11 protein-coding genes and 2 tRNA genes are annotated in these 13101 nt (G+C 59.9%); 5 read left to right on the top strand and 8 right to left on the bottom strand.

Annotation, left to right across the window (positions count from 1 at the left end):
- Positions 1 to 6 precede the first annotated feature (6 nt).
- The 5 genes from CLU87_RS15835 to CLU87_RS15815 form a co-directional block, all read right to left on the bottom strand.
- Positions 7 to 981, bottom strand: a complete 975-nt coding sequence (locus CLU87_RS15835; RefSeq protein WP_056060480.1) for a ribose-phosphate pyrophosphokinase — start codon at positions 979 to 981, stop codon at positions 7 to 9.
- A 46-nt stretch (positions 982 to 1027) separates the two neighbouring features.
- Positions 1028 to 1104: transfer RNA gene (locus tag CLU87_RS15830), tRNA-Gln, on the bottom strand.
- Positions 1105 to 1134: 30 nt separating this feature from the next.
- Positions 1135 to 1992 carry a 4-(cytidine 5'-diphospho)-2-C-methyl-D-erythritol kinase gene (gene ispE, locus CLU87_RS15825; RefSeq protein ID WP_099731060.1) on the bottom strand — a complete coding sequence of 286 codons (858 nt, stop codon included), beginning with the start codon at positions 1990 to 1992 and terminating at the stop codon, positions 1135 to 1137.
- A gap of 70 nt (positions 1993 to 2062) precedes the next feature.
- Positions 2063 to 2479 (bottom strand): lipoprotein insertase outer membrane protein LolB, encoded by a 417-nt coding sequence (locus CLU87_RS15820; protein WP_233193801.1) that lies wholly within the window; start codon positions 2477 to 2479, stop codon positions 2063 to 2065.
- Positions 2480 to 2589: 110 nt separating this feature from the next.
- Positions 2590 to 4368 (bottom strand): tetratricopeptide repeat protein, encoded by a 1779-nt coding sequence (locus CLU87_RS15815; RefSeq protein ID WP_099731059.1) that lies wholly within the window; start codon positions 4366 to 4368, stop codon positions 2590 to 2592.
- Between the two features lie 29 nt (positions 4369 to 4397).
- On the opposite strand from CLU87_RS15815, the gene mutM reads away from it, so the two are divergent.
- The 3 genes from mutM to mutY all read left to right on the top strand — a co-directional run bounded on the left by mutM (position 4398) and on the right by mutY (position 8344).
- The gene (gene mutM / locus CLU87_RS15810; RefSeq protein WP_099731058.1) at positions 4398 to 5213 is read left to right on the top strand and encodes a bifunctional DNA-formamidopyrimidine glycosylase/DNA-(apurinic or apyrimidinic site) lyase; all 816 of its coding nucleotides are present in this window, start codon (positions 4398 to 4400) and stop codon (positions 5211 to 5213) included.
- Between the two features lie 102 nt (positions 5214 to 5315).
- The gene (locus tag CLU87_RS15805) at positions 5316 to 7277 is read left to right on the top strand and encodes a dynamin family protein (RefSeq protein ID WP_099731057.1); all 1962 of its coding nucleotides are present in this window, start codon (positions 5316 to 5318) and stop codon (positions 7275 to 7277) included.
- Positions 7274 to 8344, top strand: a complete 1071-nt coding sequence (gene mutY, locus CLU87_RS15800; RefSeq protein WP_099731056.1) for an A/G-specific adenine glycosylase — start codon at positions 7274 to 7276, stop codon at positions 8342 to 8344. Before CLU87_RS15805 ends, mutY begins: the two co-directional genes overlap by 4 nt.
- A 110-nt stretch (positions 8345 to 8454) precedes the next feature.
- Here mutY and rapZ read toward each other — a convergent pair whose 3' ends face one another.
- Genes rapZ through CLU87_RS15785 form a run of 3 tightly spaced genes read right to left on the bottom strand, consistent with a single transcriptional unit; the run spans position 8455 to position 11926 of the window.
- A complete protein-coding gene (gene rapZ, locus CLU87_RS15795; protein ID WP_056060499.1) occupies positions 8455 to 9318 on the bottom strand; it encodes an RNase adapter RapZ in 864 nt (287 codons plus the stop codon).
- Positions 9318 to 11027: a DNA repair protein RecN gene (gene recN / locus CLU87_RS15790; RefSeq protein ID WP_099732207.1), complete on the bottom strand. Its 1710-nt coding sequence runs from the start codon at positions 11025 to 11027 to the stop codon at positions 9318 to 9320. The genes rapZ and recN overlap by 1 nt, the downstream gene beginning before the upstream one ends.
- A 2-nt stretch (positions 11028 to 11029) precedes the next feature.
- Entirely contained in the window at positions 11030 to 11926 is an 897-nt protein-coding gene (locus tag CLU87_RS15785; protein ID WP_056060503.1) for an NAD kinase, read from the bottom strand.
- Between the two features lie 28 nt (positions 11927 to 11954).
- On the opposite strand from CLU87_RS15785, the gene hrcA reads away from it, so the two are divergent.
- Both hrcA and CLU87_RS15775 read left to right on the top strand, forming a co-directional pair.
- Positions 11955 to 12959, top strand: a complete 1005-nt coding sequence (gene hrcA, locus CLU87_RS15780; protein WP_056060538.1) for a heat-inducible transcriptional repressor HrcA — start codon at positions 11955 to 11957, stop codon at positions 12957 to 12959.
- Positions 12960 to 13009: 50 nt separating this feature from the next.
- Positions 13010 to 13086, top strand: a tRNA-Ile gene (locus CLU87_RS15775).
- Positions 13087 to 13101: the final 15 nt, after the last annotated feature.

Here is a 13101-nt window from a genome sequence, read left to right as displayed (position 1 = left end):
AGCGTGTCAGAACAGGTTGTCCTGGTCCGAGAACAGACTCATGACCGACTCACCCTTGGCAATGCGCTGGATCGTTTCGGCGATCAGCGGGGCCACGGAGAGTTGGCGAATCTTGGAACATCCCTTGGCGTTGTCGCTCAGCGGGATGGTGTTGGTCACCACGACTTCATCGAGGGCTGTGCCCTTGGCGATGCGTTCGATGGCAGGACCCGAGAAAATGGGGTGCGTGCAGTAGGCGTACACCTTCTTGGCACCGCGCTCCTTGAGCACTTCGGCAGCCTTCACCAGCGTGCCGGCGGTGTCGATCATGTCGTCCATGATCACGCAGTTGCGGCCTTCGATCTCGCCGATCACGTGCATCACTTCCGACACGTTGGCCTTAGGACGGCGCTTGTCGATGATGGCCAGATCGCAGTTCAGTTGCTTGGCCAGGGCGCGTGCGCGCACCACGCCGCCCACGTCGGGGGAGACGACGATCAGATCTTCGTAGTTCTTCTGGCGCAGGTCGCCCAGCAGCACCGGCGACGCATAGATGTTGTCCACGGGAATATCGAAGAAGCCCTGGATCTGGTCAGCGTGCAGGTCCATGGTCAGCACGCGGGCCACGCCCACGGCTTGCAGCATGTTGGCCACCACCTTGGCCGTGATGGGCACACGGGTAGAGCGGGGGCGGCGGTCCTGGCGGGCGTAACCGAAATAAGGAATCACGGCGCTGATGCGCTCAGCCGACGCGCGCTTGAGCGCATCGACCATGATCAGCAGTTCCATGAGGTTTTCGTTGGTGGGTGCGCAGGTGGACTGCACCACGAAAACATCACGTGCGCGCACGTTTTGTTTGATTTCGACGGTGACTTCACCGTCAGAGAAGCGACCCACGTCAGCCGCACCGAGGGTGGTGCCGAGGTGTTGGGCAATTTCAGCTGCCATGCCAGGATTGGCATTGCCGGTGAAAACCATGAAGTCGGGGTGGTTGGCTTGCATGAGCGTCCCAGCAGTCTGAAATAAAAGCCCGTACGCGGAAAGCGTTTGGCAGGGGAAGAAGGATTCGAACCTTCGCATGCCGGAATCAAAATCCGGTGCCTTAACCAGCTTGGCGACTCCCCTACACAGGTCAATTGCCGAGGGCAACCAACCTTAAATTTCTCCTGATGCCCAGCCTGCCAGAGGATGAACCATCAGATTTTCACATGCCTTCACTTGCCAGCCCTCGGGGGCTCCGCTCAAGTCAACTGCGTGTGATAGTTGCGCAAACACCGCACTGCCTGAGCCTGTCATTCTGCCTTTGAGGTCGCGATCTTTGAGCCATTCAATGGCTTGCAAAACATCGGGGCAAAGAGCCTGAGCAACTGGCTGCAAGTCGTTTCGACCGAAGTCAAAGTGTGCTGCAGCAAAGCCTAAGATTGTAGCACTATCTGAATCGCGTTTCAAACTTGGTGACGAAAAAATTTCTTTTGTCTCCAAACCTGCTGCGGGCTTCACGATCACAAAGCTCGCTTGCGGCAGCTGGTGCGCTTTCTCAAGCGGCGTGATTGTCTCACCAATTCCCTCTACCCAAGCGTTGTGACCGCATAAAAAAAACGGAACATCTGCACCCAGTTGCAAACCGATCTTGGCCAACGCGTGTCTTGGCAGGTTGAGCCCCCATAACCGGTTCAATGCGAGCAACGTGGTGGCGGCATCAGACGAGCCTCCTCCCATGCCCGCCTGTGCAGGCACGCGTTTCATGATGCTGATGTGTGCACCCTGGTTGCAGCCCGTGGCTGCTTGCAGCGCGCGAGCAGCGCGAACCGAGAGATCCACTTCGGGCAGCGCCATCGACAGGTCTTCCCGCGAAATGAGCCCATCGGCTCGGCGCTCGAAGTGCAAGGTGTCGCACCAGTCCACAAGCATGAACACGGACTGCAGCAGGTGATAGCCGTCAGCACGCCGTCCGGTGATGTGCAAGAAAAGATTGAGCTTGGCCGGGGCTGGCACGTCATACAAGGCTTGCATGGGGCGAAAGAGTGGGGAGCGAGGTTTTGCTGTGCGAACGGCTCTGCTGGCCGCAGCAGTTTGTAGGCCGTCAGGGAGTCAGCGCAATGCGCAGCGTGGCGGTAGGCTGCGGGTCGCTGCGGCGTGCCGTCAGCCGCCCGTCTGCAATGCCGGTAAGGTCTGCTTGCCACCCCGTCGCACTGGCCTGGGTGCCCTTGAGCCAGCTGAACAAGGCGGTCACGGGAATGCGAGTGCCGGTAACGTCCTGGAGCAGCGTGTCCAGGGAATCAGAGGTACGGGTGTCCTGACCGCTAAGCAGCTGCGCGTGACCATCTTTCCAGTCGAGTTGCGCAATGCGATTGCCGAAGGGGCTGAGCAAAACGAGTCCACCCGCCTGGGCGGTGCCGCGCAGCTCGAACATGGCAGAAAAAGACTGCGAGGCCTGCCCGTCGATCTGCAGGGCAATGCGCCCACTCCAGCTGTCTTCATCCATGGGGGCTTTGGCCATTGGCTGCGCACAACCTGCGAGCCACAGCGCCCACAACACCAGCCACCATGCCCACCGGTGAGGGGGAGTCCGTAGCCGACTGTTTGAAGTGGCGCTGAAAAGGCCTTGCATCAGAGGGAGGCCCCGAGGCGTTTCAGGGTCTCTTTGAGGGTGTCGTTGTCAGGGCTGGCACGCTGACCTTCTTTCCAGACGCGTGTTGCACCGTCCCTGTCGCCCATGCTCCAGAGCACCTCGCCAAGATGTGCAGCAATCTCCACATCGGGCCGTGCCTTGAAGGCTGCTTCGAGGTGTTTGCGGGCGTCTGCCTTGTTGCCCAGGCGAAACTCCACCCAGCCAAGGCTGTCCATGATGAAGGGATCGTTCGGGGCGAATTCCAATGCCTTCAGGATCAGCTGTTTGGCCTCGGCCAGCCGCACTCCGCGGTCTGCGAGCGAATAGCCAAGGGCGTTGTAGGCGTGGTGGTACTCTGGCTGGCGTGCGATCACCTGACGCAACAGCTTCTCCATCGTGTCTGGCTGGCCCGCCTTTTCGGCCAGCATGGCCTGGTCATAGACCAGCTCGGCGTCGTCCGGGGCCAGGGCCACCAGTTCGACTTGTACCTTGTAGGCTTCCTGGTACAGGCGCTGGTCGCGTAACAGCTGCACTTCGGCCATTAGCTTCATGCGTTGGCTGTCTGCTGAATTGCCTGGCAGGTTGCGCAACAAGGCCCGCGCCTGGGCGAGCTTGCCCTGGCGTGCCAGCAATGATGCGCGGCGCGTTTGCGCACCAAAGACTTCCTCTGCGTTGTCGATCCGTGCGAGCCAAGCTTCCGCGCCCGCAAAGTCTTTCTTTTTCTCGGCAATCTGCGCGTGCAGCAGGTACGCTTGCGTGAGGCTCTTTCGCCGCAGGTCGGTGTCACCAGATGCAGATGCCAGTTCCATGAACCGTTGCAGCGATGCCTCTGCGGCAGGCAGGCGGTTGTCCTGGTACTGCAAGGTGGCGGCCACCAACCACGCCTCTGCCAGGTCAGGCTTTTCCTTGGTGACCGTCTCCAATTGGCGACTGGCCTCGGGGTAGCGCTGAAGGCCCAGCAATACCCTGGCATACGCCATGCGCAGGTCCGGGATGGGTTGTCTGGACAGCGTTTGCGTCACGATGGGCTCTGCGTCCAGCAGGCCTTCGTCCATCAGCTCCAGCGCCAGCCGGGCCGCGCTTTCGCTGGCATTGTCCAGGCCCTGTGCCCTACGTGCTGCGTCGAGCGCACCGGCCTTGTCGCCCGCTGCAAGCCTCAATCGGCCCAGCGACACCCAGGCCTCGGGTCCGGTGGCAGGGTTGGTGAGTTCATTGACCAGGGCCTGTTCCACCACCTTGGCGGCCAGCGCTTTGTCACTCGCGCGTCCATACAGTTGTGGCAAAGATGCCAGCGTTGACGCCTTGGTCCTAGGAGCGGCTTGTGCGAGTTCCTGGCGCAGCAATTCTGGTGTTTCTGCGATGCGGTTCAATGCGATCAGGATCTGCAGCACATACTGATTGGCCTCGCGCGACTGGGGCAGGGCTTCCTTCCAGGCTCGGGCTGCAGCCAGGGCGTATTCGCCTGATCGTGATTGCAAGGCAATGTCAGCAGCCCTTTGGTAGAGCTGCCCGTCAGCGCTTCGGCGCGCAGCCTCCAGCATGAACGCGTAGCCTGCACCTGGGTCCCCAGTTCGTGCACTGATCTCGCCCAGAAAGATTTCGTAGAACAGCTCTGCGTCCAACGCGGGGTTGGACTCTACCGGTGGGGGCTCGCTCGGGGGGCGGCTTTCACCGGCGGGCTTTTGGGCCCAAGCTGAGTGGGCGGACGCCGCAATCACGGTGACCAAGGCGACGGTACGAAAGCTGTGGGATAACACCATCGGGCCATAATAATCCATGCCTGTTAAGCCGTTGCCCGGTTGTTTGTATGCCTGAGTTGCCTGAAGTGGAAGTGACGCGGCGCAGTTTTGCTACCGCGATCGCTGGAGCCCGGATCGAGGCTGTGATGATGGGCAAGCCCCTGCGGTGGCCTCTGGGTTGTGACCCGCAGGTGCTGGGAGGCCAACAAGTGGTCGGATTGCGCCGGCGGGGCAAGTATCTGTTGCTCGATATGAACCAAGGCGTTCTGCTTCTGCATTTGGGGATGTCGGGTAGCCTGCGTTTTGCTTCAGACATGCCAGAAGCGGGGGGGCATGACCACTTTGACCTTGTCACCGACCGGGGCACGCTGCGCCTGCATGACCCGCGACGATTTGGCGCGGTGGTCTATGCGCCATCAGAGAACTCGCCGGTAGCCGCCAAATTGCTGGGCGGCTTAGGTATGGAGCCCTTGTCTGAGGAGTTTCTACTTCCGACTTTTCAGGCAGGACTCAAGAAAAGCCGGATGCCTATCAAACAGTTGCTTCTGGCGGGGCGCGTGGTCGTGGGGGTCGGGAATATCTACGCCTCTGAGGTGCTTTTTTTGTCTGGCATCCGTCCTACTACCGTTGCATCACGCATTGGTCCGGCACGAGTACATAAGCTGCATCAGGCCATTCGCTCGGTGCTGGCCCGCGCTGTGGAGATGGGCGGTAGCACGCTGCGCGATTTTTCGAATGCCGAAGGAATGGCTGGCCACTTTCAGACGGCCGCGAACGTGTATGGCCGCGATGGTCAGCCTTGCCATGTATGCGGTACAGCCATCGAGCTGATTCGCCAGGGACAGAGAAGCACTTACTTCTGCCGCCAGTGCCAGCGCCCATAGATGCTGCCGTCCGATGGACGGTTTGTGACAGCTGGCGGACGGTCGATGCTATATTTTGTATATACCTGCCTCGCGGGCCATCCATAGATCTCTGGGAGCAAAGTGGGACCTTCATTCAACGAACAGTTTGACCAGCATGGCGTCTGGCGACGGGAGTTCGCCCAGCAGCTCAAGCGGCTGGCCGATTGGATGGCCACGCACGACCTGATGGATGCAGCAGTGCAAGAGCGCCTGCAGCGGCTGGAAGAGCAGGTACGCAGCGACAAGGTCATGGTGGCGTTTGTGGCGGAGTTTTCGCGTGGAAAATCCGAACTGATCAACGCGATCTTTTTTGCTGACTATGGTCGCCGCATCATGCCTGCCAGTGCGGGCCGCACGACCATGTGCCCCACCGAACTGGGGTACGACGCGAATGTTGCACCCAGCTTGCGGCTATTGCCCATTGAGACTCGACTTCAGATGCAGAGCCTGGCGGAGTGGCGGGTCAAAACCGACCGTTGGCAGGATATCCCGCTGGATGTTGGCAACGCCGACCAGATTGCCAAGGCACTTGAAAAAGTGGCTGAGGTTCGCAAGGTCAGTCTGGACAATGCGCGTGCGCTGGGTTTCTGGCATGACGATCTGACAGATGAAAACCCTGTGCCTGACGCGCAGGGCTTGGTAGAGGTGCCCATGTGGCGCCACGCCATCATTAATATCCCCCATCCGCTCTTGAAGCAGGGTTTGGTGATTCTGGATACGCCTGGCCTGAACGCAGTGGGTGCAGAGCCGGAGCTGACGGTCAACCTCATCCCCCAGGCGCATGCAGTGGTGTTCATCCTGAGTGCCGACACCGGCGTGACGCGCTCTGACCTGTCGATCTGGCGCGAGCACCTGGCCATCTCGCCCGAGAGCATGGAAGCGCGTTTGGTGGTGCTGAACAAGATCGACACCCTCTGGGATACGCTCAACACCGCCGAGCAGGTCCAGGCGCAGATGGAGCGCCAGTGCGCGACTTCCGCCGAGATGCTCGGCGTGTCTCTGGACCGTGTGGTGCCTGTGTCTGCGCAAAAAGGCTTGGTGGCCAAGATCACTGCGGACGACGTTTTGCTGGAAACCAGTGGACTGCCAGCGTTGGAAGAGGCCCTTGCCAAAGGCATCATGGGCAGACGGCAGTCCATACTGCGCGCTGCGGTAGCGGCAGGGGTGGCGAGCCTGCGTACAGAAACGTCGCGGGTCATCAATATCCGACGCCGCGACCTCGATGACCAAATGGCCGAGTTGCGCAGTCTGCGGGGCAAGAACGCATCGGTAATCGAATCCATGCGCCATCGCATTGAGCAGGAGCAGCGTGAGTTTGATCTCAGCACTGCCAAGATCCAGGCGGTGCGTGCGGTTCACCTCAAGTTGCTGCGTGACGTTTTTCAGCAGTTGGGCGCCAAGGCGCTCAAAGCAGAGCTGGCCGAGCTGGCCCAGACATTGCAGCAAAAGGGGCTCAAGTTGGGCGTGAAGAAAATATACGTCCAGACCTTTGACAAACTGCGCGGCACCTTGGACAAGGCGCAAGCCTCTGGTACCGAGATTCAGGCCATGCTCAGCGGGACCTTCAGGCAGCTCAATGCAGAGTTCGGTTTTTCTTTGCAGGTGCCCACGCCGCCGCAGCTTGAACACTTTGCGCAAGACCTGCACCAGATCGAGCAGAGTCATTTGCAGTACCTGGGTATGGGCAATGCTCTCAAGTTGGCGCAACCCGAGTTTGCGGAGCGCCTGGTGCGCGCGCTGGCCATGCGTTTGCGCACGGTGTACGAGTCAGCGGCCAATGATCTGGAACTGTGGAGCAAATCAGCCACTGCGCAATTGGACGCACAGCTGCGAGAACGGCGTCGCAGCTTTGCTCGCCGCATGGAGGCCGTAGACCGCATACAACAGGCTGCCAGCGGCTTGGTGGAGCGCATCTCGGAGATCGAGGCTGGCGAGGAGGAACTCGGCCAGTTGGAGAACAAGTTGCATGAGCTGACTTCCAAGTTGGTGGCTCTGCCTGGGGCTGCACCGGCATTGACTGACGCGCATCCGGTTTCCGCATGAGTGCTGAATCCCGGGAGGGTGTGGCCGCGCGGGTAGTCGCTTGGCAAGCTGTACATGGGCGCAACCATCTGCCCTGGCAACAGACCCGCGATCCATACCGGGTTTGGCTGTCGGAGATCATGTTGCAGCAGACCCAGGTCACCACTGTGCTGGACTACTACGCCCGCTTTTTGGGCCGATTTCCTGATGTGAGCGCCCTGGCGTCAGCCCCTCAAGATGAGGTCCTGGGCTTGTGGAGTGGTTTGGGCTACTACAGTCGTGCACGCAATCTCCATCGCTGCGCTCAGCAGATCATGACTGACCATGGTGGCGCCTTCCCGCGAACGGCGTCGCTGTTGGCGTCTTTGCCGGGCATTGGGCGTTCAACCGCAGGCGCCATTGCCGCGTTTTGTTTTTCAGAGCGCGTGCCCATTCTGGATGCCAACGTGCGGCGGGTGCTCACGCGCCTGCTGGGCTTTTGCCAAGATCTGGCTTCTGCCAAAAACGAACGCCTTCTATGGGAGCATGCCGATGCGCTGTTGCCAGTGCGCGATCTTGATGTGGCGATGCCCCGTTACACCCAGGGCCTGATGGACTTGGGGGCGTCCCTGTGCACACCCCGCTCTCCAAAATGCTCCGATTGCCCTTTGATGGGCGATTGCGCAGCTTTCAAGGAGGGGGATCCTGAACGCTATCCCGTCAGAACCCGCAAACTGTCACGCCGGGCTGAATCCTGGCAATTGGTGATCCTGCGCGATGGCGAGGGGCGCATCTGGCTGCAACGCCGCCCACCCACTGGGATCTGGGCGGGAATGCACTGCGTGCCCGTGTTCGCTGACCTGGAGTCGCGGGGTATTTTTGTGAGTGCTTTGGGTAGCGATGGGCAGTATGCGCAGCAAGAGTTGCAGCCATTTGTGCATGTCCTCACGCACCGGGACTTGCATCTTCACCCGTTGTTGATACAGACCGACGGAATGGTGCCTCCTGTGGAGGGCGGAGAGTGGCTGGGGCCAGATCAGTGGTCCTTGGTGGGGTTGCCGGCGCCCATCCGTAAGTTGCTGGACACCACGCAATCTTCGCTATGGTGAACTCAAACGGGGGCGCTCTCTCAGTCGCGGAGGTCTCGCTTCGTTGGCGCCAAGCTCCACAACTTGTTCCCCAGAGGTTGGCTCCAAGAGCTCGCTTGTGAAGGCAATGGTCAGCGCCCATCCAGTTCACGATGCCGCTTCAATGCAGTCCATCGGTCGCTGAACGCTTGCGCCAGTTTCTCCACCAGATAGACAGAGCGGTGTTGTCCACCGGTGCAGCCGATGGCTACAGTGACGTAGCTTCGGTGATTGCGATCCAGCATGTCCAGCCAGTGTGCTAAAAATTTTTCAATGTGGGCCCGCATCAGGTCCACCTCGGGTTGCAGGTCCAGAAAGTCAGCCACCGGCTGGTCCAGTCCTGTGAGGTCCCGGAGCGCGATCTCATAGTGTGGGTTGGGCAGCATGCGGACGTCGAAGACGTAGTCGGCATCCATGGGAATACCGCGTTTGAACGCAAATGACTGGAAAACCAAGGTCAATTGCCCTTGCGCAGTGGACATCAGGCCTTTGACATAACTTTGCAACTGGGAGGCGCGGATGGTGCTGGTGTCGATCACGTGTGACTGTTCGCGCAGTTCAGCCAGCAACTCCCGCTCCAGCTCAATGATCTGAACTAAGGCCCTGCGTCCTTGCTGGAGGTCGTCGTGCGACAGGGGATGGCGGCGGCGCGTCTCGGAGAAACGCCGCACCAGGGTATCAATCGTGGCATCCAGAAAAAGGGATTTCACGGCCACGCCCTGACTGCGCAAACGGCTCAACTCTTGAGGCACTTGATGCAAGGACGTTGCGCTGCGGACATCCACTGCAATGGCTACGCGGTTGCCATGGTGTTTGTGTTCGAGCGCTACGAAGGCTGGCAGTAGCTCCGGCGGCAGGTTGTCTACGCAGTAGTAGCCAGCATCTTCCAGTGCGTGCAAGGCGACGGATTTTCCAGATCCCGACATGCCCGTGATGACAACAATTTCAAGGGCCATCAGCGTTTCCTAGCGGCGTTAGAGGAGGGAGCGGGTGGGGTAGGCGCCGCGACCAACTTCGGAGTCGCAGTGCCCAGCATTTCACGCGCGTGCGCCAGCGTGGTCTCGGTAGCGCGCTCCCCACCCAGCATGCGGGCGATTTCTGTCACACGCTCGTCTTGCTGCACAACCAGCACGGTGCTGGTTGTGCCTTGAGCGCTTTTGTTTTTTGCCACCTTGAGGTGGTGATGCGCACATGCTGCTACTTGGGGCAGGTGAGTTACTGCCAGCACCTGGCGGTCGCGTCCCAGCTGCTGCATCAAACGTCCCACGGTTTCGGCGACTGCGCCACCCACGCCGGAGTCCACCTCGTCAAAAATGAGTGTGGGGGCTGAGCCCAATTCACTGGTTGTGACTGCGATCGCCAGCGAAATGCGGGACAACTCCCCGCCGGAGGCGACTTTGCCGACCGCCTTGGGGGTCATGCCGGGGTGTCCTGCCACCAAAAACACGACATCATCGATCCCGTCTGGAGAGGGCTCCGACGCCTTCGTCACTGACACCTCGAATTTACCGCCCTCCATCCCGAGACCTTGCATGGCCTGAGAGATGGACACGGAGAGTTTTGGTGCTGCTTTGGCGCGAGCCAGAGACAGTGCGCGCGCCGCCGCATGGTACGCCTTAGCGCTGGCGAATTCGTTGGCTTGCAGCTTTTCCAGATCGGTGGCGGCATCAAGCTGGCGCATGGATGCTTTCCAGTCCTTGAGCAGAGCGGGCAGTTCCGCTGGAGGGCGTTTGTACCTGCGAGCCAGTCCCATCCACAAGGACATGCGTTCGTCCAGTTCTGCCAAACGTTGGGGGTCAATGTCCGCATGGCGTAAATAGGTGTGCAGAGAATGCACCACGTCTGTCGTCTGCGCCAGACTCGACGCCAGGATATCGGCCAGATTGGCGAACTCTGGCTCAATGTGTTCCTGCGCCTGAAGCAGCGAATGTGCGTGGGTCAGTGCGGAAACGGCTCCCGCGTCGTCTTCTTGCAAAGCTTGAAGCGCTCCATGGGCCCCATCCAGCAACGCCTGCGCGTGCGATAGGCGCTTGTGTTGCGCGTCAAGATCCTCCCACTCCAGGTCACCTGGCGCGAGTTTGTCCACTTCGCTGATTTGCCACTGCAGGCGCTCGCGCTCTTGCTGAAGCGTTGCCTGTGCTGCGCGTGCCTGCTGCAATGCCTTGAGAGCAGCGCGCCATTGCGTCCAACGCGATGCTGTATCGCGGGTATTCACACCGGCAAAAGCGTCCAGCAAGCCGCGCACCGACTCTGGGCGGGTCAGGCTTTGCCATGCGTGCTGACCATGGATGTCGAGAAGCATCTCGCCCAAGGCACGTAACTGTGAAGCTGTCGCTGGTGTCCCATTGATCCAACCGCGGCTCTTGCCCTGTGTGTCGACGGTACGGCGCAGTAGCAGCCAGTCATCGGTTTCAAACCCGGCTTCTTCCAGCCATGGGCGGGCATGGGCAGGGCAGTCGAATTCCGCGCAAATGTCGGTTTTGCTGCATCCTTCCCGTACTACCCCGGCATCCGCGCGTGCTCCCAGTGCCAGTTGCAATGCGTCAATCAGGATGGACTTGCCCGCCCCGGTTTCACCGGTCAACACGGTAAAGCCGCTGCGCAAGTCAAGTTCCAGCGTTTGAACGATCACAAAATCCCGCAGGGTTATCCGCCGCAGTGCCATGGTCATGAGCCCCCTTCGTTCCAGCGCAGCTTCTTGCGCAAAGTCGCGAAGTAGTTCCAGCCTTGAGGGTGTAGAAATCGTACGCGGTGCTCAGAGCGTTTGACGAGGATGCGGTCGCCATGCAGCAAGGACGCAAGGGACTGCATGTCAAAGTTCGCGCTGACATCGCGCCCGCTCACTACTTCGACAGCCACCTCAGTCGCATCGGAGAGCACGATGGGGCGGTTGGACAGCGTATGTGGCGCTATAGGAACCAGCACCCAGCCCGGGATGGATGGGTGAAGCATGGGCCCGCCCGCAGACAACGAATATGCGGTCGATCCGGTGGGGGAGGCAATGATGAGGCCGTCGGCCCTTTGATTGGCCACAAACTGCCCACCAACTTCGACACGCAATTCCACCATGCCCGACGTCGCACCACGGTTGACCACCACATCGTTCATGGCCAAGGCCTCAAACACCACACGTTCATCGCGAACGACTGTTGCGTGCATCAAAGGCCGCTGGTCTTCTTCGTAGGCACCTCGCAGCATCGGTGGCAATGTGGTCTGATAGGTGTCGAAGGGAATGTCAGTGATGAATCCGAGCCGGCCCTGATTGATGCCGATCAGCGGCGTTCCAAAGCGCGCCAAGCGTCGGCCAATGCCGAGCATCGTTCCATCTCCCCCCACCACCAGCCCCAAATCGCACCGTGCACCGATCTGGTCTACATTCAAGGACGGGTAGTGCGTCAATCCGGTATTGCTGGCGGTTTCCGCTTCCAGCACCACCTCACATCCCTGGCGCTCTAAGAAATGCGCAATATCCTCCAAAGCCCGGCGAGAGCCATCACCGGGGGCGCCTGCAGCTGAAGTCTGGTACTTGCCTATAAGTGCGACATGGCGGAAATTGGACGTCATCGCGAAATTACATCATTAAAATCACTCCATGCTCGATGACCGTGCCAAGTTGTTGCTCAAAGCCCTGGTCGAGCGTTACATCGCTGATGGGCAGCCCGTAGGGTCGCGTACCCTTTCCCGCGCGTCCGGGTTGGATTTGTCGCCTGCCACGATACGAAACGTGATGGCGGACCTGGAAGAGCTGGGGCTGATTGCGAGTCCCCATACCTCCGCTGGCCGTATTCCCACTGCGCGTGGATACCGATTGTTTGTGGACACGATGCTCACGGTGCAGCGGGAGTCTGTCATGCCGCCCCAGCTGGCACCTGAACAGCCACAAAAAGTCATCGCCAACGCTGCGCAGCTGTTGTCCAACCTCTCCCAGTTCGTTGGAGTGGTGATGGCACCTCGGCGTACCTCGGTATTTCGCCACATAGAATTTCTTCGACTTTCCGAAAAGCGCTTTCTCGTCATCATCGTTTCGCCGGAAGGTGACGTACAGAATCGCGTGATCTTCACCGAGGTGGATCACTCCCAGTCGCAACTGGTAGAGGCCTCCAACTTTCTGAATGCCCACTACGCCGGACTCGCAATGGAGCAGGTGCGAGAACGTTTGAAGTCCGAGGTCGATGTATTGCGCGGAGAGATCGCATCGCTTATGCAGGCGGCAGTCAACGTAGGCTCGGAGGCACTGTCCGAGGCGCAGGACGAGGTGGTGATTTCTGGAGAGCGCAACCTGCTGTCCGTCAGTGATTTCTCCAGCGACATGGGCAACCTGCGCAGGGCATTTGACTTGTTTGAGCAGAAGACACAAATCCTTCGCCTTCTGGACATCTCCAGCCAAGCGGAAGGGGTGCGCATCTACATCGGTGGCGAGAGCCAGGTTGTGCCCTTTGAAGAGCTTTCGATCGTCAGCTCCCCCTATGAGGTTGATGGCAAGGTGGTGGGGACTTTGGGCGTGATTGGTCCTACGCGCATGCCATACGACCGCATGATCCAGATTGTGGACATCACCTCCAAGCTGGTGTCTAACGCGCTCAGCCACCGCAAGTAAGCCCCTACAATACGGCGCTTGCCCCGCTGTATAGCGCTGGAGCATGGCTGGGGGCGTTAGCTCAGTTGGTTAGAGCAGAGGACTCATAATCCTTTGGTCGTTGGTTCAAGTCCAACACGCCCTACCAGGATTGGTGCGCCTC

The sequence above is a fragment of the Acidovorax sp. 59 genome (genome assembly GCF_002754175.1).
GTDB classification, from domain to species: domain Bacteria; phylum Pseudomonadota; class Gammaproteobacteria; order Burkholderiales; family Burkholderiaceae_C; genus Acidovorax; species Acidovorax delafieldii.
Note: the sequence above shows the minus strand (reverse complement) of the source record. Positions and strands in the feature narration are given on the sequence as shown.